The following is a 22,720-nucleotide window of genomic DNA, read 5'->3' as shown; positions in this document are numbered from 1 at the left end:
GGCGGTTTTTTTATTTTCAATCTTCATCGGCAGAAGGACCGTAAGTTGATGGAACCGAGATATCAAGCAACCTGAAATAAACTCCAAGTTGTGCCCGGTGATGAGGAAATTGATTCATCACCATCGCTTGCAAAACATTGAACTTTGGCATTTCGAATAAAGTTTCCCCACCTTTGGTCATCTGCCATGTTCTGTAAAATTCTTCATCAGATTTTCTCAAGGAAGTTTCAGCGACAATCGTATTCTGTTTTAATTCCTTTATGATCTCTTCTACCGAATCTAATACCGGAGAAGAATACCCTTTAAGATCCAGCGCTTCTGCTTCCATAGTACCAGTTATCCAAGACGGAATTTCGGCCAGGTGATTGGCGATTTGTTTGATCGTCATAGATTTTTCATGAGGTTTCCATCCCATTTTATCTTCAGGAATTCTTTTCAAAAATTTTTCGGTTAGAGCTACTTCCTGTTGCAATTGGGGAATTATAAATTCATGAATTTTCATAATCAGAGAAATTAGAATTAAACAATATTCTAATTTACAGAAAATTACATTTTGCAGTACGTTTTTTCCAAATTCCGTTTAATTGCAGTACCATATTAATTCAATTATCTTTGCGACAAATTTTGAACAAATGAAACTGGACAACATACCAAATATAAAACATACCAATAGTGACAATTTCTTTCTTCTTTCCGGGCCCTGCGCTATAGAAGGTGAAGATATGGCTTTGAGGATCGCTGAAAAGGTTGTTACAATCACAGATAAACTTGAGATTCCTTATGTTTTTAAAGGATCCTTTAAAAAAGCAAATCGTAGTAGAATAGATAGTTTTACGGGAATTGGTAATGAAAAGGCATTAAAGATCCTTCGAAAGGTATCAGAGACTTTTAATATTCCAACAGTTACAGATATTCACGAGATAAGTGATGCTCAATTAGCTGCCGAATATGTAGACATTCTACAGATCCCGGCATTTTTAGTTAGACAAACAGATCTTGTTGTAGCCGCTGCTGAAACAGGAAAAGTTGTTAATCTAAAGAAAGGACAATTTATGAGTCCGGAAGCTATGAAACATGCGGTTACAAAAGTGACAGATTGTAATAATGAGCAGGTTATGGTTACAGATCGAGGAACCATGTTCGGCTACCAGGATCTTATTGTAGATTTTAGAGGCATCCCAACCATGCGTGAATTTGCTCCAACCGTTCTTGATGTCACGCATTCACTTCAGCAACCAAACCAAAGCACCGGAGTTACTGGAGGGAGACCAGATATGATAGAAACCATTGCCCGCGCCGGAATTGTAAATAATGTGGATGGCCTATTTATAGAAACTCACTTTGATCCTGCAAATGCTAAAAGTGACGGAGCAAATATGCTGGATCTGGCGCACCTGGAGAAATTACTAAGCAATTTAGTAGCGATCAGGAAAACTGTGAATAGCTTATAGTCAAAACCGATAAATTCAATTAATAAAGCTCCTTTTATAGGGGCTTTATTTTTTTTACAAAACTTTCTGAAAATAATCTCACAGAACCTAAAGTAACGTTAATAAATAAAAAGCAAATAGGATATCGGTAGATTTTCCAGTACTTTGAAGAGATTCTAACCACCGAAAATGAAAAGAATATCTACCCTACGGAAATTCCTATTCATTCCCATTTTCTTATTTGGGATGTTTTCTCCAGGATTAAATCAAATTTACGCACAGGAAAAACCTGAAATTTCAGTTGGCGGAGCTGTAAGATTCAATTACAATCTTTCTTCCTGGAAAGAGGGACAAAAGAACCGTGGAGGTGATTTTGGTTATGATATGTTCAGGGTCAATTTTGATGCAGCCTGGAAAGATCTTTATTTAAATGCCGAATATCGTTTATATTCTGAAGCCTTTGGGGGTGGATTTATGAAACAAGGTTGGGTAGGCTATCGTTTTAATGAGGAGGATGAAATCCAGGTAGGACTAAGCCAGGTTCCTTTCGGGATACAGCAATACAACTCCCATAACTGGTTTTTCAACCTCACTTACTATTTTGGCCTGGAAGATGATCATGACATGGGCGTTAAGTACCTTCATGCAGGTGAAAAATTCGAATATAATCTAGCCTTCTATAAAAATGCAGAAGAGTTACGTTTTGGAGGTGACACTGAAACATCTCCAGACAGATATTCATACGATGTAGTTGGTCGTAACAAGGAAGTAAACCAGGTAAACGGAAAGTTGATCTATAAGTTCGGGGATTCCATCAAAAATCGTCTTGGATTCTCCGCTCAATATGGAGGTTTATATAATCTTGACACTAAAGAAACAGGATCACATAGCGGACTTGCCTTGCATTATGAAGTGGATTTCCAGAACTGGAATTTCAAATTGCAGGCCATGACCATCAATAATGACCCAAAGAATTTACCAGGAGAATCTAAAGATATCCTCCAAATGGGAGCTTATGGTGTTCCATATGAAGTAGCATCAGACTTCAATATTTACACTTTTGCTTTTTCAAAAAGTATCCCTGTAAAATTAGGACCAATCAGCAATCTTCAATTTTATAATGACTTTGGCTACATGGACAAGAAAATAGCCAGTTTTGAGGACTCCTTCATGAATGTGACCGGAGTTCTTATAAGCGCGGGCCATGTATATACCTATATAGATTACGCCGCCGGTTATAATCATTCCTGGCTGGGAGGTAATTTCGTAGATGATTTTTCTACTGGAAATTCCGATGCTAAATGGGAAGCAAGATTCAATATCAATATAGGCTACTATTTTTAAACTAATCTGAAAAAAATTATATGGCAGAAAAAGTTACAAGAAGCGACGAAAAAAAGTCAATATTTGGACTGGAAGTGAATGGCCCGGTATTTTTCACTTCAGTTATTTTTATAATAATAAGTATTGCTTTAACGCTAATTTTTAAAGAAGGAGCAGAGTCTTTCTTTGTTGATCTTCAAACTAAAGTCGCCAGCAATGCCGACTGGTTCTTTATATTATCTATAAACATTTTCCTGATCTTCCTGATCTATCTCGCATTCAGCAAATTCGGAAATTTAAAAATTGGTGGTCCTAAGGCTAAAACAGAATTTAAGACCGTCTCCTGGTTCGCCATGTTATTTAGTGCCGGAATGGGGATTGGACTATTGTTCTTTGGTGTAGGAGAACCCGTAATGCACTTCAACAGTCCTCCAACGGCTGAAGCTGGAACTGCAGCTGCAGCTACAGAAGCTATGAATTTCACCTTTTTACACTGGGGATTCCATGCCTGGGCGGTTTACGCTTTAGTAGGACTTTCACTGGCTTATTTCACCTATTCACGTGGTTTACCTCTAACTATCAGATCTATTTTTTACCCTTTTCTGGGTGATCGTATCTATGGAAAAACAGGTGATATTATAGATATTTTCGCAGTACTTGCAACACTCTTCGGACTCGCAACTTCACTGGGATTCGGGGTTCAACAGATCGCATCTGGTTTAAATCATGTGTTTGGAATATCTGCCGGCATACAAACGCAGGTACTTTTAATTGCCGGGGTTACCTTAATCGCCACGGGTTCAGTAGTTTTAGGTGTAGACAAAGGAGTAAAGGTATTAAGTGAATGGAATATGAGAATTGCCGTGGTATTACTCGTACTGGCATTGATCTTAGGACCCACAATTTTCATATTCAGATCTTTTGTTGAAAATACCGGAAGCTATTTATATAATTTTCTGGAAATTTCTACCTGGAGTGAAACATATAATGGCGGAACCTGGCAAAACGACTGGACAGTATTTTACTGGGGCTGGTGGATAGGATGGTCTCCATTTGTGGGAATGTTTATCGCGCGAATTTCAAAAGGTAGAACTATTAGAGAGTTCATATTAGGAGTATTACTGGTTCCTTCTCTGGTAACCTTCTTCTGGATGTCTGCTTTTGGTAGTACTGCGATCCAGCAGATCATGAGCGGGAATGACGTGCTTTCTAATGCCGTAAATAATGATATTGCCACAGCATTATTTGTCTTTTTTCAGGATTACCCATTAGCAATGGTGATAAATATCGTCGCGATTCTATTGATCGCAGGATTCTTTATAACATCATCTGATTCCGGATCACTGGTAATAGACAGTCTTACTTCAGGAGGAAAAATAGATGCACCTGTAGGGCAAAGAATATTCTGGGCTGTCACCGAAGGTACTGTAGCTGCAGTACTATTAATTGGAGGTGGACTGCAGGCACTGCAAACCGCCACCATTGTCACCGGTCTGCCCTTTGCAGTAATTCTACTCGTCATGTGCTATTCTCTCTATAAAGGCCTGAAAGAAGACATGAAGAAGATGGAAGAGAAGAAATCTGAAAAGCAGATGGAGAATTATGAAGAGATCGTTTCAGAAATAGTGAATAAAAGGAATTTTCAAAAATCAGAGAAAACCGAATAATTATGAAAAATATAGAAAAGATCCTGGTAGCTCTAGACCTTACCTCGACAGATGCAGACCTCATCCAATATGCTTCATTTTTATCGGATCAATTAAATCCGAAAAAGGTATATTTTGTACATAATATAAAGAAGTATGAGATCTCAGAACTCTTCCAGGAACAATTAAAAGAATTAGACCTTGAAACTTTGATCAGTGAAGAACTGGATGAGAAGGTGGCAACCCACTTTAAAACTGATACTCCTTCAGAAGTGCTTATTTCTGAAGATCCATATACCGAATCGCTTATAAATTATGTGGCTAACAAGTATGAGATCGACCTGGTCATGGTTGGAAATAAATCAAATCATGAAGGAACCGGTATAGTTTCAGATAAATTAATGAGGCTGCTAAAATGTGATATAGTTTCTGTCCCGAATAATGTAAAAATAAACATGAAGAACATCTGGGGAGGCACAGATTTCTCTAAAGAATCTTCTAAAGTATTTCAATTATCTTCAATGCTGGCCAATTCTACGGGGGCAAATATTACTGCTGTAAATATTTTTAATGTTCCTGTTCAATTCACTCCTTACCTGAATAAAGAGGAAATGATCCCGAAAATAGAAAAACATACCAGGGATAAATTCGAGAAATTTCTTAAAAAGCATAAGATCACCGATTGTGATATTAAGGTGATTCGGGGCCGGGATGCAAGTGTCGCTGAAAAACTTAATATAGAGGCAGAAAAGGCAGGCGCAGATCTTTTAGTGGTTGCAGATAAAGGTGGAAACGTATTTTCATCCCTCCTGGTTGGTAGTGTAACCGATGAACTTTTTGACCGAAAGCTTCGGATTCCACTTTGGGTAGCGAAATAATTTGCACACCTAAGCGTTGGTCATCGATTATTTAGCCTAAAATTCTTTAAACACTTTTCATTTCCTTAGTTTTATAGGGATAATAACCTATACTTAAACTTAAAATGAGAAATTTCACCCAATTACTGGTTCTAGCCATGCTTGTGTCTTTTTCGTCCTGTGAAGATGAAAAATCTGAAGATCCAGGAATGAACATAGGAAAACTGTACATTTCGAAATCCAAACCTCAACCCGGTGAAACCATTAATATCAAGTATTCCGGTGAGACCAGTGACGAAACCGAAACCACCGTAAACTATCTTTTAAACGCTACGAAGTATCCTGCCGATATAGAATTCAGGGATTCTGCAGGTATACATAACGCCATTCTTCAAATTCCGGATAGTGTCCAGGCAATCGCTTTTAATTTCAAGAATGGAGATGTTTATGAGGCAAATGACCAAAAAGGATATGTGATCTCTTTGTATGATGAAAATGGTAAAGAAATAAAAGGAGCGGGAGCCGCCAAAGGAATCTATTATGCCGGGGCTTCTGAACAGTTCAATGTAAAAATTGATAAAGATTCTGCTCTGGCTATGATAGAAAAAGACCTGGAGAAAAATCCTGAACTTGTTTCAGAATTTGAAGTGGATTATTCAAATGTTTTAATGAGAACCAATAGAGAAAAAGGCCAATCTTATATCGATGAACGTATAGCCTATTATTCAAAAAAAGATTCTCTTACCGCAGAGGAGTATGAGGCTTTATTTTATCTCTATGACCATAAAGGGGCTGAAAAGGAAAGTGACTCGATAAATAAAATTGCAATAGAAAAATATTCCAAAAGTAAGCTGGCGCAAAGAGACCTGATGATTAAGGTATTTCAAGCGAAAGACCAGCAGGAAAAATTAAGGTATTTCAATCAATACGAAGAGAATATAGGTGCTAAGAATTACTTTAGGAATACTATGCTCCGTTTAATTGCAGATGGCTACGTCAATGAAAAGGACTGGAAAGCTTTTAATGAATATGTGGCTAAAATGGATGATTTAGATATAAAAGCCAGTCTATTCAACAATACTGCATGGACTATGGCTCAGGAAGATGAGAACCTGGAGAAAGCAGCTGAATTTTCTCAAAGATCTTTGAAATTAATACAGGAATCCCTGGGAAACTATGAGAATAAGCCAGACTTTTTTTCCAGGAAACAATTTGACAAATCGTTAAAATCCAGGGAAAGCATATATGCTGACACCTATGCGTATATACTACATAAACAGGGGGATCTACAAGGCGCTATTGAAACACAGAAAAACGCTTTGACTGAAAATTCCGGGTCAGATATGACCACTCGCTATGTAAAATATCTTCTGGAAGCTGAACAATACAACCTGGCTCAGGAAAAAGCCGAGGAATTTATGGTAGATAATCGCGCTGATGCAGAGATGCAGGATTATCTTAAAACGGCATACGCTAAAAATGACAATTCTGAAAATTTTGAAACTTACCTCGCCGGTATAGAAGAGAAAGCCCTACAGAACACACGCACTGAACTTGAGAAAAATATGCTCAGTGAAGAGGCGCCGTCTTTTCAATTGAAAGATCTGAAGGGAAATGAAATTGAACTTAGCTCATTGAAAGGAAAAACTGTGATCCTTGATTTCTGGGCTACCTGGTGTGGACCTTGTAAAATGTCTTTTCCTGGTATGCAAAAGGCGATTGATAAATTTGCTAATAATGAGAATGTAGAATTTCTTTTTGTAAATACCTGGGAAACCGGTGAAGATCGCATTGAGAAGGTAACGAATTTTATCGAGGAAAATGACTATGATTTTCATGTGCTCATGGATGAACCGGTAGCAGAAGGAAGCCGGGATTTTACCGTGGTTTCAGAATATGGGATCAAGGGAATTCCTACCAAGATAATCATTGGACCAGATGGAATGATCAATTTTAAGAAAGTTGGTTATAGCGGAAACAATGAAAAGCTACTTAAAGAAATAGGCATCATGATAGAATTGGCGCAAAAAAATAAAGAACCCGAAGCTTAGAAAAAAGCTTCTTTCATCAAAAAGCCCCCGATTAGTCGGGGCTTTTTTTTAATTCTTAAATTCAGCGATGATCATCACCGGGAAATGGTCTGATGGGTAACGCAGCTCTTTAGAATCGGTGAGCACCGCATATTTCTTAACCTTCACTTTATTGTTGGTGAAAATATAATCGATCCTGCGATTCACAGGTTCATTAAAATTATACCCATTAAATGTACCCTCCGGGCCGAAGCTTATTTCAGCTTTTTCCCTGGACTTGTCAAGATAACCAGATAATAGTTGAATCCCTTCAGAATCTGGCCCAAGGTTAAAATCTCCCATTAAAAACACAGGTAGATCTTCTTTGTTAAGTTCTTTTATTTTCCGAATGATAAGCCTGGTGCTATTCATTCTTGCTTCTTTACCTACATGATCAAAATGTGTATTGAAAACATAGAATTTTTCCTGGGTTTCCATATTCTGAAATAAAGCATACGTGCATACTCGGTTAAAAGCTGCATCCCAGCCTTTGCTAATTTCAGCAGGAGTTTCTGATAGCCAGAAGGTTTTATTATGAAGAACTTCAAACTTATCTTTATTATATAAAATAGCACTGAACTCACCCTTATTCTCCCCTTCTCTACCGATACCTACATATTTATATTGTGGCATATTTGTAGAAAAATGGTCGATTTGCATAATGACAGCCTCCTGAACCCCAAGAATATCTGGTTCATAGAATTTTATCTGATATGTGATCCAGTCCTGGCGATTAGACCAGCTGTTTTCACCATCATTCTCATTGGCATATTTAATATTGTAGGTCATTAATTCCAATTGCTGACTGTAAAGGGTGGCCTGCATGAACAGCAGGAAGAAAATAAAGAATCGATTCTTCATGAGTAATTATTTTTATAAAGGTCGGAATTATCACGGAAACTACCTTATCCCAGAATTTAATTCAATTTTGATCTAATATTAGAATTATTTTGTTTTACTTTGTTTTTCAAAGTACTTTAAAATGGAAAACGAAAAGTATCTTCAGGATCTAGCTGATATCAAAAGTATGATGAATCGTTCATCACGATTTATTTCCCTTAGTGGCCTTGCCGGAGTCTTTGCTGGCATATACGCCATCATGGGTGCCGTCTTTGCTAAAATAATTCTAAGAGAGAATAATTCAGTTTATAACGGTGACTATAATTCATATTCAGCATCAAACCTTAATTCTGATCTCGCGCAACAACTAATTCTTCTGGCTATAGCCGTCCTTATCCTGGCAATTGGAACGGCCATTTTTCTAACTACTCGTAAAGCGAGAAAAAATGATCAGAAGATTTGGGATGCTACCAGTAAAAGACTGCTTATAAATTTCTTTACTCCCCTTGCAGCGGGCGGAATTTTCTGCCTGGTGCTATTGCAATACGGGATTATTGGCTTAATTGCCCCCGCTATGCTTATTTATTACGGACTGGCTTTAATTCACGGAAGTAAATATACCTTTGCAGATCTCAAAGGCCTTGGCTATGCAAACGTGATCCTTGGCTTAATTGCTACACAGTTCATAGGTTTCGGAATTTATTTCTGGGCTGTTGGATTCGGGCTCTTTCATATTATTTACGGCATCTGGATGCATAATAAATATGAAAGAAAAACTGCTGAATGAAGAATATTATAAGCAATATAAATAAAGCTTTTGACCATAGAATCCGTCTCGGAATTATGAGCGTATTAATGGTAAATGATCATGTAGACTTTAAAACGCTGAAGGAGCTATTAGGTGCGACAGATGGTAACATCGCCAGTCATACCAAAGCCCTGGAAAAGCAGCATTATATTACGGTGGAGAAGTCATTTATAGATAGAAAACCGAATACAAGGTATATAGCTTCAGATAAAGGAAGAAAAGCTTTTAAGGAACATCTTGATGCACTTGAGAAATTACTCAATGCGAAAAATGATCTAAACATCTAATTTTATTAATGAAACAATAATTATTTTTTTATCAATCTACTTTGTATTTCAAAGTACTTAACAGTCTAACTAATTAACTTAAATCATGAAAACTGAAAATTTGTCAATAATCCTGATGGTCGTTGTCGGCATTCTTTTGATCCCTTTTATTGGAATGCAGGTTTCTGAAGAGGTGAACTGGACCGGATCAGATTTTTTAATCATGGGAATCCTGCTATTTCTTACCGGACTTGCCATCAATTTCGCCCTGATTAAATTCAAGACATTAAAGAGCAGGATCATCGCCTGTGCAGTAATTCTCTTTGTTTTATTTGTGATCTGGGCTGAATTATCCGTAGGAATCTTAGGATCTCCATTCGCAGGAAGTTAAAATCGTATTATGGAATATTTTGTAAAAGAAAACTCTATTGTTCGAGAGATCTGGGGAAAGAGCGATACTATCCTCTTCATATTTGCCGGGGCCTCTGCCGAGTTCGCTTTGAACCGGGCGGTAGACTGGTTGTTCTATACCGGCAGACTTCCTCAGGATCCATTAGACAGACTGTTCTCTACCGTAAGTTATGCCCGTAAAATTGTTTTTTCCACACAAGATGAGGCAGTAAAGGCGATTGAAAATATTAATAAGATACATGGTTCGGTCGAATCCAGTCGTGGACGAAATATTCCAGACTGGGCTTACCGGGATGTTCTATTTATGCTTATAGATTATTCCATAAGGTCTTACGAGGCATTGGAAAGACCTTTGAGTCTTTTGGAAAAGCACGAAATCTTTGATGTATTCTATAGAGTTGGTCACCGTATGCAAATTAAAGATCTTCCGGAAAGCTTTGAACAATTCGTCCTAATGAGAAAAAATCATCTGGAACAACATCTTCACTATGGCGAATTTTCTAAAGCCCTCTACAAGCAATATCGCCAACACCTTGGTTGGTTTCGGTATAGATTGCTAATTGAAACTCAGATCCTCATCACGCCGAAAAAGGTTAGGCAACTTATGGCTTTCAGAAGACTGTCTCTTTTACATCCAGGTATCATGGTCTATAAGATGAGCAGAAATTTGAAACTGGACTGGATACTTAAATCACTGCTTCTTCCTTCGGCATACCAGAAGGAAATAAGGTCTTTGAACCATGTACCTGCCAGATCGTAATCATTATTCATCATTAAAAATCAAAAAAATGAACAAAGAATCAAATGCCAATAAGATAGCGCGCTGGTTAAAGAACTCAATCACAGCGCGAATGTTCACCATCGGGGTTCTAACCCTCGTACTGCTAATTCCACTAGCCATGGTAGAAGATCTTATTAAAGAAAGATCAGAAAGACAACAGTCTATAGTAACCGAAATTAACGATAAATGGGGAGAAGCCGTTACGATCTACGGCCCTGTACTTAAGATCCCATATCGCTATTTTCGAGAGAAACAGATCACTAATTCGGACAATGGAATAACGACGGAAAGTATTGAAGAAATCAAACATCTCTACCTGTTTCCTCATGAGCTGAAAATAAACTCCAACATAGATCCCGAAATGAAAAAGCGCGGAATCTATAAAACTGTCGTCTATAAAAGTACCTCTGAGTTTAAGGGAGTTTTTTCAATCTCAGCCCTACAGAATGAAGATATTCCGGAAGAGAATTTTTTATGGAAAAAAGCAAAGATCATATTTAATACTTCCAATCTTAAAGGTGTGAATGAGCAGATGAATATTGAATTTAATGATGAGAAGTATTCATTTTCTACTAAATATCAAACGCAGGATCGAAAGTCACTTACTGGTAAAGAACTGTATCTCATGGAAAGCGAAGCGCTTGCAGAAATTGAAATTAACAAGAATATACCACTAGAATTCAAGATGAAGGTTTCCATTAACGGAAGTTCTGAAATTTCATTTGTTCCTATAGGTAAGACTACCGAAGCAATAATGAAATCAGACTGGAAAACGAATAGTTTTAAAGGTAACTTTCTGCCTTATAATGAAGATAAAATAACTGAAACCGGTTTTAATGCTAAATGGAAGATTTTAGACATTAATAGACCATTCCCTCAGGTATTCGAAAATTATCTGCCAGATCTAACCGAATATGCTTTTGGTGTAAATCTAATGGTGCCAGTAGATGAATATCAGAAAAGTGAACGTGCCACAAAATATGGATTTCTGGTGATTGGACTCACCTTCCTCCTATTCTTCCTGATACAAACAATTAGCAAGATCCCAATACATCCCTTCCAATATCTTATGTTAGGCTTGGGACTGGTCATGTTTTATACTTTATTGATCTCAATTTCTGAACATAGTAGTTTTCTAAAAGCATACCTGATCGCCGGAATGTCTGTGATCCTCATGATTAGCCTTTATTCAAAAAGTATTCTCGCAGGCTGGAAATTTCCATTATTTATCGGAACTTCACTTTTAGCCCTTTATTCATTCATTTATATTATCATTCAACTGGAAAGCTATGCCTTACTTGTTGGAAGTATAGGTTTGTTTATGATTCTTGCAGGTGTGATGTATGCCTCACGTAAAATAGACTGGAATAATTATTAAATTAATTGGATAATGTTATAAAAGGAGGCAGCCTGATTACTGCCTCTTTATTTGAATATATGCTGAAATTAAAAAGGAACAGAAAACACTATTATATACTGGGATTTGTGGTTTTACTAATCGTCGAGATTATGATCGCGAAGTATATTACAGACGATTTTATTCGTCCTTATCTCGGTGATTTTCTTGTAGTGATCCTACTCTACTGTTTTTTGATGGCCATCTTCAGATTCTCTATTCTGAAAGCACTTATTATTGTATTGCTTTTCTCATTTGCGGTGGAATTCTTCCAGATGATCAATATCGTAAAAGTTATGCAGTATCAGCCGCCTGAAGTGGTGATGATCATTCTAGGTAGTAGCTTTTCTATTTGGGATCTACTAGCTTATACGCTGGGAATTCTATGCTGTTTTAGCCTGGAATATTATCGCAATTACTATTCTGCATTATCCACATAATCCTGAAGATAAGAATATAACGGAGTAAGTTTCCCTTCGCTGGTCATTCTTGCCCTGCCTAAGATCCCATCTTTATCATCATCAAAAAATGCCGGAATAACATGTTTTAGAAACATCTCCCCAAAACCTTCACTGGCATCTTTGGGTAGTTCACAAGGTAGATTATCTACCGCCATGATCGCTATTCCAGACTCATCCATAAAATCTGCTTCGCTGCCAGTTTCGGGATCGTACCCGTAAAATGGTTCAGCAATTGTAGATGGTCTAATAGTGCTGGCCACGGGGCCGGCAATATCGCAGGAAACATCTGCTACATATTTTATTCTAAACTCTTTATGCCTGATGTCTTCTTCGGAATAAAAGACTGGTGAGCCTTCTCCATAAAAATGTCCCGCAATAAATACATCGCTGGTTTTGGCATATTTCATAAAATCTGAATCATAATTTTCAGGTACCTGATAGAATTCTTTTCTACTACCTTCTGCGCCGTCTTTTCGTTTGGCATAATCCAGAACATCAATATGACAAAATACTGGTTTATCAAATTCAGTGACGAGGTAGGTTTCAGGATCTACCTGTTTCATATTTAAATGCTCCAGGATCTCCCTGGCACCACGGGCAACTTTCCCACTACCGGTTAGTACAAATTTATAATTTGGAAGCTCGATATTATCCAGTTCTGAAAGCATCGCCGCCAGATCAGGAAGACCTTCAGCTTTAGGAAGTTGAAATTTATCTTCTTTTATACCAATAGCACGTATCCCGTTGTAGGCCCCTACTAAACCTGCATACCGACCAAAACCGATCAATCTGCCATTATTTTTATTGGTAATTACCTCATGATCGTATAATTCTATATTCTTTTTTAAAATTTCCTGTAGAAGATCACGATTATATGGCTGCTTTTTGATGGTATGAGAAAAGAAAAAGTACTTTTTGTCAGGTATCAAATTAGGAATTGGCACTTCTTTTACGCCTAATAAAATGTTACAATCACTTACATCTTCAGAAACTTCAAATCCCGCATCGAGGTATTCCTGATCTGTAAATATCCTTATATCAGAACTTTCCACTTTAAATGAAGCTTCCGGAAATTGAGAAACTACTTCTTTAAGCATTTGTGGAGAAAAAACCACTCGCCTGTCTGGCGGAGTTTTTCGTTCTTTTATCAGGGCGAATTTTATCATTCTGGTATAGCTTTTGTGCATTTTAATAGTGTTTCAAAGATATAAATTTAAATGAGTATCTTTGCAGGCCCGATTGGAATCTCCAATCGGATTTCTTTGAAAATATGAGAATTAAATTTTTAATAATTCGTCATGCTGAACTGGTTTTCAGCATCTGTTAAGAACCTGAATCAAGTTCTGGTTGACGGTAATTAAATTGAAACTCATTTGCGTTAGGGATAACAGCGGAAATCCTTTAATGGGATTGCGAGCGAAGGCGAGAAATCACCTTTAAAGATTGAAGCGAATAGCCCGCCGCGATGCCCTGAGCTTGTCGAAGGGAGGAGCGGAACGCCCGCATAATTATTACAAGTATTGCGGCAAAGAAGATGTTCATTATTTTATGGGGTCGACTTGGTTTTGACAGCGAGTCTAATTGAGTTGTAAGCACGTAGAGCGCCGGGATATAGCTCTTAAATCTCATGTTTCAAACTTTTTTAAACGGCGAGAATAACTACGCCTTGGCTGCGTAACCGAATTACAGTAGGTTATACTTAGTCCCTGCAAGGCAGGGAGCCGAGATGTCTCGTGGAGGCCTTGATTTACGGCATCCACACTCGAGGCACCGATAAAGTAAATATAGGAAGCTCAGGGTCTTGATGAGTTTCTGAAACTTAATCGAGAATACGTGTAAAGTTGGTGGTTTTCGGCCGGCTTTGCATCGACAATTAAGTGAAAACTAAACGTGTAGAAAGCATCTGAATTGCTTGTTTGGACGAGGGTTCGAACCCCTCCGACTCCACAATTAAGCGCAGCCGGGCTGCGAATTAAAATTTTAAAAGATCTGCTAGGTATTTACCTGAGCAGATCTTTTTGTTTTAAGACGCCTGGACTATAAGCACAGCCGGATGCATTTACAGGATGGGAGAATAAGGTTGAGGCGCAGCCAGCCCCTCCGACTCCACTCTATAGCCCCGAATCAGCAATGATTACGGGGCTTTTTATTTCCGGGTGATAATTTAGGTGACAAATACTAATCTTAAAAATTTCAATTCATCTACACTTAACTACCGTTCACCGACACTTAATTTTGATTAACCGAAACCAACTTTAACTAACGAACAATAGTTGCATATTTGTTAGATTAATTATCTATAATCTCCGAAAATGAAAAACAAACTGAATATATTATTTATCGAAGATGATGAAATCGAGGTGATGAAATTAAACCGCACCTTGAATTCTTTAGAACATAATCATAGCATTCAGGAAGCTCAGGATGGGGAGATGGCTCTAAATATTTTAAGAAAAAAAGACAGGTTACCTGATATCATTTTACTGGATCTTAATATGCCCAAAATGAATGGCATAGAATTTTTGCGTATTCTTAAGAACGACGAGACCTTAAAATATATTCCAACTATTATACTTACTACCTCCAGCAATAGAAGGGATGTACTTGAGTGTTTTAAAATTGGTATTTCTGGTTATATCATTAAACCTTTAAAGTATGATGATTATGTCATCAAACTGAGGTCGGTACTGGAATACTGGAGTCTTAATGAATTAATTAAAGCTTAAAATGAAAGGAATAGTATTTACAGAATTTCTAGAGATGGTAGAGCAGGAATTTGGCCTGGAAGTAGTAGATAAGATCATAACCGCATCTCAATTACCTTCTGAAGGTATATATACTTCAGTTGGAACTTATGATTTCTTTGAAATGCAAAATCTACTCGGCAATTTAAGTGCCGAAACGGGAATTCCTATCAATGATCTTATTTATGCTTATGGCTTATATTTCTTTCAGGCCTTAACAAAGCATCACAGGGATATTTTTAATTTATATACTTCACCTATTGCTATGCTTGCTTCCATAGAAAATCATATTCATGTGCAGGTTAGAAAAATATACCCCGGGGCAGAACTTCCTACCTTTAAAGTCTTAAATCAGCAAGAAGATTTCCTGGAAATGATGTATTTTTCTGAACGTTCCATGTACATGTTCGCAAAAGCATTAATGGAAAAAACCTTTGAACATTATCATGAAAATTCGAAGATTGAAATGGAAATGATCAGGGAAGATGGAAGCCAGGTTAGATTTAAGATATACAAGCAGCCCCATGCAGTCAACCACCAAAATTGAAATATTAGAACGTGCTTTAGAACGTGAAAAAGCAGCCAGAAAGGCTGCAGAATCTATTCTGGAAGAAAAATCTACTGAACTTTATGATTTATCTGAAGAATTAAGGGAATCCAGAAATAAACTGGAAGATCTCCTAAATCGAAAAACTTCAGAACTCGAGGGCGTTTTTGAAAATATCATTGACGCTTATGTAGTGATGGAGCTCTCCGGAGATGTTATTAAAATGAATCAGGCTGCGGTAGATCTTCTTGGTTATAATATTGAAGAAGAGCCCGTAAACCTTCTAAACCTTGTAAAAAAGGAATATCTGGAGTATACATTTGAAGCTTATAAGGAGCTTAGCATCCACGGAAAATTCAATAATTACAAGGCCGTTGTTGTTACAAAAAATCAGGAAGAAAAAATAGTTCAGATTAATGCCAGCATCATTCATGACTCTAATGGTGAACCCATTGCTGCTCAAGGAATTGCACGTGATATTACCGAGGAAATGCATCTTCGGAAATTGATGGAGGAACAAAAGCAACAGCTTGATATTATCTTTAAGAATTCACCTATTGGCGTAAGCCTATCCAAAAATATGGAGAGTGGTTTAATCATGGTAAACCAGGCCATGTGTGATATGCTGGGGTTCACGAAAGAGGAATTTCAGAAGATGCAGGTTCAGGACCTTACACATCCAGATGACATTGAAGCTTCAAAACTTCTTCGTGAGCGAATGTTTAAAGGGGAGATAGATCAAATTAAGATTGAAAAAAGATACTTTACTAAAAGTAAGGAAATCGTCTGGGCAAAAACCTCTGTCACAGCAGTAAAAAATGATAAAGGTACTACAGACTTTTTAGTTGCAACCGTCGAGGATATTACAGAACAAAAAAAAGCGAATACCCGGTTAGAGGAGTCAGAGAATAGAATGGCTACTTTAATTATGAATCTTCAAACAGGGATTTTACTCGAAGATGAAACAAGGCATATAAGACTAACCAATCAAAAATTCTGTGATATGTTTGGAATCCCGGCATCCCCGGAGGCTCTTATTGGTGGTGATTGTATTAATGCCGCAGAAGAATCCAAGCATCATTTTAAAAACCCTGAAAAGTTCGTAGAAAGAATTGATGCCCTCTTAAGGAATAAGGAAACGGTGCTGGCTGAAGAACTTCATCTTAAAGACGGGAGGATCCTGGAACGAAGTTATATTCCTATTTATAGTGAAGGTCTATATAAAGGACATTTATGGAGCTATGATGATGTTACTATTCGTAAGCGTTATAAAGAAAGTCTAAGGGCACAGAAAGAAAAGTACGGCAATATCATAGCCAATATGAATCTGGGGCTTGTGGAAGTGGATAATGATGACAAAATAATCATGGCCAACCAGAGCTTTTGCAACATTAGTGGTTATAAAGAGGAAGAATTGAAAGGGAAAATTGCTTCTGAACTTTTATTGCACGAAGACCAGGATAATATTGTATTGACTAAGAATTCGGAACGCGGAAAGGGGGTATCAGATTCTTATGAAATAAAGGTTAGAATAAAATCTGGCGAGACCCGTATCTGGCTCATCAGTGGTGCTCCCAACTATGATATGAACGGACATGTAATTGGATCTATTGGAATTCATTTAGATATTACCAATAGAAAAAAACTTGAGGAAAAACAGATCGAACTACTGGAAAGTCTGGAAAATCAGAATGAAAAATTAAACGATTATGCCCACATTGTTTCGCATGATCTTAAATCTCCTCTAAGGAATATTTCTGCATTGTTAAGCTGGACCCGGGAAGATTTTAAAGATAAACTTGGGACCGATAGTCTTACTAATATTGATCTAATGCAGAGTAAGGTGGAAAAAATGGATCACCTAATAGAAAACATTTTAAAATACTTCAGTATAGATAATACTATTCCAAAGGAAGAACTTGTAAATACTCAGGAGATCGTCAATGAAATTATTTCCATGATCTTTATTCCTGCACATATAGAAGTAAAAATCAAAAATAAATTACCTGAAATTAAAGCAGATGCTACCAGAATTCAGCAGTTGTTCCAGAATTTAATTAGCAATGCAGTTAATTATATAGATAAAGAAAAAGGTTTAGTAGAAATCGATGTTCAGGAAAAGCATGAAGAATATATCTTTTCGATAAAAGACAATGGGTGTGGAATTCCTAATGAACATCACGAGAAGATCTTCAAGATTTTTAGCTCTATAAGTAAAAACAAGAAGTCTACTGGAATTGGTCTAAGCATTGTTAAGAAGATCATAGATCTTTATGAGGGCAGGATCTGGTTAGAAAGTGAAGAAAATTTAGGAACCACATTTTATTTCAGTTTTAGAAAAAGATCATGAAAATAGTCCAGGCAAAATATACTGCAGGTAGTTGGAAATATCTATCTGATAAATTAGATCTTACCAATCCTCTTGTACTGATCTTCGGGGATCGGTTTTTATTGGATAAAGCTGGAGTAACAGACCTTGTCCAAAAAGAGTTTCCATATAAAAATATTGTTTATGGAACTGCAGCAGGAGAGATCATGGGTGCCAACGTCACAACGAATGAATTAATTGTAACTGCCATAGATTTTGAAAGGTCTGAATATATTATTAAAACCTCAAATATTCATGACCACCAATTAGATGCTGTTTCTTTGGGCAAAGAACTTATCCAGAAACTACCTGCTGACGGTCTAAAGCATGTTTTTGTAATTTCAGAAGGTAGTTTTGTAAACGGTAGTGATCTAATAAAAGGACTTGAAAATCAGGATTTAGAAAGCTTTTCTATTACTGGTGGGATGTGTGGTGATGGCTCAAGATTTGAAAAAACGCTCGCCGGGTTCAATGAAATAAAGGAAGGCGAAGTTGTTGTAATTGGATTTTATGGTGAGAGCCTGGAAATTTCCTTTGCAAGCTATGGTGGATGGATTCCATTTGGACCTGAAAGAATGATCACGAAATCTGATAAAAACATACTTCACGAACTTGACGGTCAACCAGCTTTAGACCTGTATTCAAAATATCTGGGTGATAAAGCTTCTGAACTACCACAGGCTTCATTACTCTATCCATTGTATGTCTGGGAAGAAGGTAAAAAGCATCCTGTGGTAAGGACAATTCTCAATATAGACCGAGAAAATCAAACCATGATTCTGGCAGGAGACGTTCCCCAGGGAGCAAAGGTTCAACTTATGATGGCTTCTGCAGATGCTTTACTGGAAGGCGCCAGAGAAGCAGCTAAACTTGCCATGAAATCCAGAAGGAGTTCACCAGACCTGGCTCTCTTAGTTAGCTGCATTGGGAGACGTTTGGTATTAGACCAAAGGGCTGAAGAAGAGATTGAAGAGGTTATAGATATCGTTGGAAAGAAGGTGAATATAGGAGGATTTTATAGTTATGGTGAAATAGCTCCTTTTCATGGTGAGACTACCGGATCTTTACATAACCAAACCATGACTTTAACCCTTATAAGCGAATGAATCCACTCCTGAGAAGACAAATATCAAAACATCTTGATCCTGCGCTTGCTGGAAGTGAAGAAGTAAAAACATTTCTAGAAGCGATTGATAGCTCTTATGAGACTCATCAAGAACAGTTTAATATGCTTCAGCGGGCCATGCAAATAAGTTCAGATGAACTTTATGATGCGAACAGGCAACTTCAAAAAGATTACCAGCATCAAAAAGATATTTTAGATAGTATTTCGGGAGCTATTAATGCTTTAAATTTAGAAGAATTTAAAAAAGAAAATGGCGATTTCAAGATTGGCGATCTTGCCAGCCATATCAGGCTTCAAAGTGAAAAACTGCAGATAGCGGCAAAGCAGCAGGAAGAACTTCTTAGAAATCTGGAGAATAAAAATAAAGTATTGACAGATTATGCACATATGGTTTCGCATGATCTTAAATCTCCGCTTAGAAATATAAACAGCCTGGTTTCCTGGATACAGGAGGATTGCGCTTCAAAGATGGATAACAATGCCAGGGAAAACTTCAGAATGATACTTAATAATATCGAAAAAATGGATGATTTGATCAATGGCATCCTTAAATATTCAACTATAGACCAGGGAGAAATTGAAGAATATGAGGTAGATTTAAAATATCTTGTACATGAAATTGTAGAATATCTGATTGTTCCAGATTCAATAAATATTAAAATTGATAAGAACCTGCCTAATGTTCTTGGTGATAAATTTAAATTACAACAGCTATTCCAAAACCTTATCCAGAATGCTATAAAAAGTATCACTCATGATAATGGATTGATTGAGATCAAGGTGGAAGACGCGGGTGAAATGTGGCGGTTTGAAGTAAAAGATAATGGTCGAGGAATCCCGGAGCGTTATCACCATAAAATTTTCGGGATTTTTGAAAAAATTGAAAATGATCAGGCTGCCACTGGAATCGGACTTTCCATTGTAAAAAAAGTAGTTGAACACTATGGAGGCTCCATTAGTCTTAAAAGCGAAGAAGGAAAAGGAACAAGTTTTTATTTTACCATACCAAAATGAAAGAGCAACCAAATTTATCATACATCCATCAACTATCTGGTGGTGATAAAGATTTTGAAAATAAACTATTAGCGGTGGTAAACCGGGAGTTGCCAGAGGAAGCAGAAATCTTTTTGAGTAACCTCAAAAGTGGAGATTTTAAAGAAGCTGCCTCAAATGTTCATAAATTAAAGCACAAAATTAGTATTTTAGGACTTGAAGAATCCTATTGCTTTGCTGAACTTTACGAAGATGAGTTACGCGAAGGCATCAACAATAGGCAGGCAGAATTTGAAGAAATCCTTCAAGGAATGCTTATATTTATTAAGTCCTAAAATCTATTTAAATGAAGTGTTTAATAATTGATGATGAGGCAACTGCCAGAATGATCATTAATCAACTAATTCAAAAAAATCCGAATCTGGAATTAGAGCAGGAATTCCCAAATGCCATGCAGGCAATAAAATACCTGAACCAGGAAAGTGCAGATCTAATATTTCTCGATATTCATATGCCAGATTTTACTGGATTCGATTTTATCCAGACACTAAAGACCCCTCCAAATGTTATTTTAACCACCTCAGATAAAAGCTTCGCCATAGAAGCCTTTGAATACGACTGTATTGTGGATTATCTGGTAAAACCTATAACCCAGGAACGTTTTGATAAAGCGGTTCAGAAGGCAATTAAGGCCAAACCTTCAAAAAAAGTTGAAGATCCGGTTTCTGAATTGAATAAAACCGACAATGATCTATATGTAAACATAGATCGCAGGCTTATAAAAATTGACATTTCCAGCATCTATTTAATAGAGGCCAAAGGGGATTATATTCATATCAAAACATTCGATAAGAACTATACCGTACATTCTACTTTGAAGAAAATCGCAGATAAACTGCCAGATGACTTATTTCTTAAGATTCACAGGTCCTTTGTCATAAACACCAAGCATATCATAGATATTGAAGACAACAGTGTCCTGATCGAAAAGGACGTGGTTCCTGTGAGTAGAAGTAATCGACCAGAATTGATGAAAAGACTTAACCTTCTTTAAACCATTCATCTACACATAACACCCATTCGCCAAAAGCAATTTTGAAGTTGGCGAATATAATTCGGCTCATCGCTTTTGAAAGGTAAATTTACTCAAAGAAATACCTAACAACTATAAAATAAAGCGATGAGAAATAACAACTATGCTGTGATAATGGCAGGCGGAGTAGGAAGCAGATTCTGGCCTGTAAGTAAAGAAACCAACCCAAAGCAATTTCAGGATATACTTGGAAGTGGCAAAACACTTATCCAGACTACATTCGATCGTTTGGCCAAATTCATTCCTGCTGAAAATATTTATATCCTTACCAATAGTATTTACCAGGAAATTGTTCTGAAGCAATTACCAAAAATTTCTTTAGACCAAATCGTTATGGAGCCAGTTATGAGAAATACTGCGCCCTGCATTCTTCTGGCAGCGATGAAAATATATAAAAAGGATCCTAATGCTACTATGTTGGTAGCTCCAAGCGATCACTGGATTCAGCAAGAAGATCTTTACCAGAATGATATGGAACTGGCATTTGCACAAGCTGAACTTACCAGCAATCTCATCACTTTTGGGATACGCCCTAATTTCCCAAATACAGGATATGGTTATATTCAATATGAGAATAGTGCAAAAGAACTGATTTTCCACGTTAGCAGATTTACTGAAAAACCAGATTTTCAAACAGCACAAAATTTCATCGAACAGGGAAATTATTTATGGAATAGTGGAATTTTTGTTTGGACAGCAGAGGCCATCCTTCAAGAATTTAAAGTGCACTTGCCTGAAATGCATCAGTTGTTCGAAAAGGGCCATCATTCTTATAACAATATTGCAGAAACAGATTTCTTAAAAAGTCATTATCATTTAGCCGAGAATATCTCTATTGACTATGGAATCATTGAAAAAGCTAAGAATGTAAAGGTGGTTCCCGCAAGTTTCTGCTGGAACGATCTTGGAACATGGTGCTCACTACAGGATGAATTACCTGCCGATAATGAATTGAATACTGTAGTGAACTCAAGACTAATTGCCATGGACGCTACTCATAATATTGTTAGAACAGAATCAGATAAAGTAGTACTTATAGAGGGTCTTTCAGATTATATGATTCTGGAAAACTCTGAAGTGTTACTTATAGTTCCTAAAAGAAAAGAACAACAAATAAAGGAGGTTAGACAGATGGTAATTGATAAGTACGGGAGACATTTCGCATAATTGATTTTCCATTTCAAAATACAAATATTTCTAGTGTAAAATTAAAAGGTGGTCGGCACGTACCCTACTGTTTTTGTCAAAAATGGTTTTTACAAAGACAGCCGGCCACAACTTTTAATTTTTAAATAAGAATTTAATCAAGGAGAACTTATGTTTAAGTAAGAATTCTTAATCGAAGGCAATACTTAGTTTGTTGGTTACTCACTAAGCTATTTAGGTGGTTAGGTAGAAAAGCCAGGGAGAAATCCCTGGCTTTTCATTTGATAATTCTTTATAGTAAGCTCTGTTAAGAAAGCTTCGTTCAATTATTCTGGCAATTCAATTATTACTTTTACTGAAATGCTAATAGATTAACATCTGTTGTGGTTATTTATTTTTAAATTAGACTTTCTCA

General features: G+C 36.9%; 22 protein-coding genes and 1 other RNA gene. 20 read left to right on the top strand and 3 right to left on the bottom strand.

Features of this window, described 5'->3' with window-relative positions:
• Positions 1 to 16 precede the first annotated feature (16 nt).
• Positions 17 to 502, bottom strand: coding sequence for a DinB family protein (locus G530_RS0106450; RefSeq protein WP_026933753.1), 486 nt, complete (start codon positions 500 to 502; stop codon positions 17 to 19).
• Positions 503 to 632: 130 nt separating this feature from the next.
• Between G530_RS0106450 and kdsA the strand changes: the two genes are divergently transcribed.
• The 5 genes from kdsA to G530_RS17275 all read left to right on the top strand — a co-directional run bounded on the left by kdsA (position 633) and on the right by G530_RS17275 (position 7,307).
• Positions 633 to 1,451 (top strand): 3-deoxy-8-phosphooctulonate synthase, encoded by an 819-nt coding sequence (gene kdsA, locus G530_RS0106445; RefSeq protein WP_026933752.1) that lies wholly within the window; start codon positions 633 to 635, stop codon positions 1,449 to 1,451.
• Between the two features lie 168 nt (positions 1,452 to 1,619).
• A complete protein-coding gene (locus G530_RS0106440; protein WP_026933751.1) occupies positions 1,620 to 2,774 on the top strand; it encodes a hypothetical protein in 1,155 nt (384 codons plus the stop codon).
• A gap of 20 nt (positions 2,775 to 2,794) precedes the next feature.
• Positions 2,795 to 4,420, top strand: a complete 1,626-nt coding sequence (locus tag G530_RS0106435) for a BCCT family transporter (RefSeq protein ID WP_026933750.1) — start codon at positions 2,795 to 2,797, stop codon at positions 4,418 to 4,420.
• Between the two features lie 2 nt (positions 4,421 to 4,422).
• On the top strand, positions 4,423 to 5,277 hold the full coding sequence (locus G530_RS0106430; protein ID WP_026933749.1) for a universal stress protein: 855 nt from the start codon (positions 4,423 to 4,425) through the stop codon (positions 5,275 to 5,277).
• A 104-nt stretch (positions 5,278 to 5,381) separates the two neighbouring features.
• Positions 5,382 to 7,307, top strand: a complete 1,926-nt coding sequence (locus G530_RS17275; RefSeq protein WP_051199720.1) for a TlpA disulfide reductase family protein — start codon at positions 5,382 to 5,384, stop codon at positions 7,305 to 7,307.
• Between the two features lie 48 nt (positions 7,308 to 7,355).
• Here the strand turns inward: G530_RS17275 and G530_RS0106420 are convergent, their stop codons facing one another.
• Positions 7,356 to 8,186 carry an endonuclease/exonuclease/phosphatase family protein gene (locus G530_RS0106420; RefSeq protein ID WP_026933748.1) on the bottom strand — a complete coding sequence of 277 codons (831 nt, stop codon included), beginning with the start codon at positions 8,184 to 8,186 and terminating at the stop codon, positions 7,356 to 7,358.
• A gap of 121 nt (positions 8,187 to 8,307) precedes the next feature.
• Between G530_RS0106420 and G530_RS0106415 the strand changes: the two genes are divergently transcribed.
• The 6 genes from G530_RS0106415 (at position 8,308) to G530_RS0106390 (ending at position 12,267) form a co-directional block, all read left to right on the top strand.
• Positions 8,308 to 8,952, top strand: a complete 645-nt coding sequence (locus G530_RS0106415) for a hypothetical protein (RefSeq protein WP_026933747.1) — start codon at positions 8,308 to 8,310, stop codon at positions 8,950 to 8,952.
• Positions 8,949 to 9,260 (top strand): winged helix-turn-helix domain-containing protein, encoded by a 312-nt coding sequence (locus G530_RS0106410; protein ID WP_026933746.1) that lies wholly within the window; start codon positions 8,949 to 8,951, stop codon positions 9,258 to 9,260. Before G530_RS0106415 ends, G530_RS0106410 begins: the two co-directional genes overlap by 4 nt.
• Positions 9,261 to 9,345: 85 nt before the next feature.
• Complete coding sequence (locus tag G530_RS0106405) at positions 9,346 to 9,630, top strand: hypothetical protein (protein ID WP_026933745.1); 285 nt, start codon at positions 9,346 to 9,348, stop codon at positions 9,628 to 9,630.
• Between the two features lie 9 nt (positions 9,631 to 9,639).
• Positions 9,640 to 10,410 carry an oxygenase MpaB family protein gene (locus G530_RS0106400; protein WP_026933744.1) on the top strand — a complete coding sequence of 257 codons (771 nt, stop codon included), beginning with the start codon at positions 9,640 to 9,642 and terminating at the stop codon, positions 10,408 to 10,410.
• 28 nt (positions 10,411 to 10,438) lie between these two features.
• The gene (gene creD, locus G530_RS0106395) at positions 10,439 to 11,809 is read left to right on the top strand and encodes a cell envelope integrity protein CreD (RefSeq protein WP_026933743.1); all 1,371 of its coding nucleotides are present in this window, start codon (positions 10,439 to 10,441) and stop codon (positions 11,807 to 11,809) included.
• A 59-nt stretch (positions 11,810 to 11,868) separates the two neighbouring features.
• Positions 11,869 to 12,267: a ribosomal maturation YjgA family protein gene (locus tag G530_RS0106390; protein WP_026933742.1), complete on the top strand. Its 399-nt coding sequence runs from the start codon at positions 11,869 to 11,871 to the stop codon at positions 12,265 to 12,267.
• On the opposite strand, the gene G530_RS0106385 is transcribed toward G530_RS0106390, so the two are convergent.
• Positions 12,246 to 13,454, bottom strand: a complete 1,209-nt coding sequence (locus G530_RS0106385) for an NAD(P)-dependent oxidoreductase (protein WP_026933741.1) — start codon at positions 13,452 to 13,454, stop codon at positions 12,246 to 12,248. The genes G530_RS0106390 and G530_RS0106385 overlap by 22 nt on opposite strands.
• Before the next feature lie 384 nt (positions 13,455 to 13,838).
• On the opposite strand from G530_RS0106385, the gene ssrA reads away from it, so the two are divergent.
• The 9 genes from ssrA to G530_RS0106340 all read left to right on the top strand — a co-directional run bounded on the left by ssrA (position 13,839) and on the right by G530_RS0106340 (position 22,326).
• Positions 13,839 to 14,238: a transfer-messenger RNA gene (gene ssrA, locus G530_RS17475) on the top strand.
• A 362-nt stretch (positions 14,239 to 14,600) separates the two neighbouring features.
• A complete protein-coding gene (locus tag G530_RS0106380) occupies positions 14,601 to 15,014 on the top strand; it encodes a response regulator (RefSeq protein WP_026933740.1) in 414 nt (137 codons plus the stop codon).
• A gap of 1 nt (position 15,015) precedes the next feature.
• On the top strand, positions 15,016 to 15,579 hold the full coding sequence (locus G530_RS0106375; RefSeq protein WP_026933739.1) for a heme NO-binding domain-containing protein: 564 nt from the start codon (positions 15,016 to 15,018) through the stop codon (positions 15,577 to 15,579).
• On the top strand, positions 15,557 to 17,929 hold the full coding sequence (locus G530_RS0106370; RefSeq protein ID WP_026933738.1) for a PAS domain S-box protein: 2,373 nt from the start codon (positions 15,557 to 15,559) through the stop codon (positions 17,927 to 17,929). The genes G530_RS0106375 and G530_RS0106370 overlap by 23 nt, the downstream gene beginning before the upstream one ends.
• Positions 17,926 to 19,053 (top strand): FIST signal transduction protein, encoded by a 1,128-nt coding sequence (locus G530_RS0106365; protein ID WP_026933737.1) that lies wholly within the window; start codon positions 17,926 to 17,928, stop codon positions 19,051 to 19,053. Before G530_RS0106370 ends, G530_RS0106365 begins: the two co-directional genes overlap by 4 nt.
• The gene (locus tag G530_RS0106360) at positions 19,050 to 20,087 is read left to right on the top strand and encodes a sensor histidine kinase (RefSeq protein WP_026933736.1); all 1,038 of its coding nucleotides are present in this window, start codon (positions 19,050 to 19,052) and stop codon (positions 20,085 to 20,087) included. The genes G530_RS0106365 and G530_RS0106360 overlap by 4 nt, the downstream gene beginning before the upstream one ends.
• Complete coding sequence (locus G530_RS0106355) at positions 20,084 to 20,401, top strand: histidine kinase (RefSeq protein WP_026933735.1); 318 nt, start codon at positions 20,084 to 20,086, stop codon at positions 20,399 to 20,401. The genes G530_RS0106360 and G530_RS0106355 overlap by 4 nt, the downstream gene beginning before the upstream one ends.
• An 11-nt stretch (positions 20,402 to 20,412) precedes the next feature.
• Complete coding sequence (locus tag G530_RS0106350) at positions 20,413 to 21,120, top strand: LytR/AlgR family response regulator transcription factor (RefSeq protein ID WP_026933734.1); 708 nt, start codon at positions 20,413 to 20,415, stop codon at positions 21,118 to 21,120.
• A 126-nt stretch (positions 21,121 to 21,246) separates the two neighbouring features.
• Positions 21,247 to 22,326 carry a mannose-1-phosphate guanylyltransferase gene (locus tag G530_RS0106340; RefSeq protein WP_026933733.1) on the top strand — a complete coding sequence of 360 codons (1,080 nt, stop codon included), beginning with the start codon at positions 21,247 to 21,249 and terminating at the stop codon, positions 22,324 to 22,326.
• The last annotated feature ends 394 nt before the right edge of the window (positions 22,327 to 22,720 follow it).

It is taken from the genome of Christiangramia echinicola DSM 19838 (assembly GCF_000423065.1).
GTDB lineage: Bacteria > Bacteroidota > Bacteroidia > Flavobacteriales > Flavobacteriaceae > Christiangramia > Christiangramia echinicola.
This window is presented reverse-complemented; position numbering and strand designations above follow the sequence as displayed.